Origin of the sequence: Mesorhizobium sp. M4B.F.Ca.ET.143.01.1.1 (assembly GCF_004792275.1) — a bacterium.
GTDB classification, from domain to species: domain Bacteria; phylum Pseudomonadota; class Alphaproteobacteria; order Rhizobiales; family Rhizobiaceae; genus Mesorhizobium; species Mesorhizobium abyssinicae.
Map to the genome: position 1 here is coordinate 1 of NZ_SRSR01000133.1, position 385 is coordinate 385.

Genomic DNA, 385 nt, shown 5'->3' on the forward strand with positions numbered 1-385 from the left:
GGCGCGATGCTGTCGGGCGAAGTCGCCAAGCGCTTCAAGCACAAGGGGCTGCGCGAGGATACGATCCAGGTGAAGCTCACCGGCACGGCAGGCCAGTCCTTCGGCGCGTTTCTCGCGCGGGGCGTTTCGTTCGAGCTGGTCGGCGCCGGCAACGACTATGTCGGCAAGGGCCTATCGGGCGGCCGCATCGTCATCCGCCCGCCGGAAGAAGCCAAGATCGTGGCTGCCGACTCGATCATCGTCGGCAACACGGTGCTTTACGGCGCGACCGAAGGCGAGGCCTATTTCGCCGGTGTCGCCGGCGAGCGCTTCGCGGTGCGCAATTCGGGCGTGGCCGCTGTCGTCGAAGGCGTCGGCGACCATGGCTGCGAATACATGACCGGCG

1 protein-coding gene is annotated in these 385 nt (G+C 67.3%); it reads left to right on the forward strand.

Annotated features, from left to right (window positions below; genetic code table 11):
- Window positions 1-385, forward strand: a 385-nt coding sequence (locus tag EN786_RS36295; RefSeq protein WP_135910071.1) for a hypothetical protein, incomplete at both ends; no start/stop codon positions are given.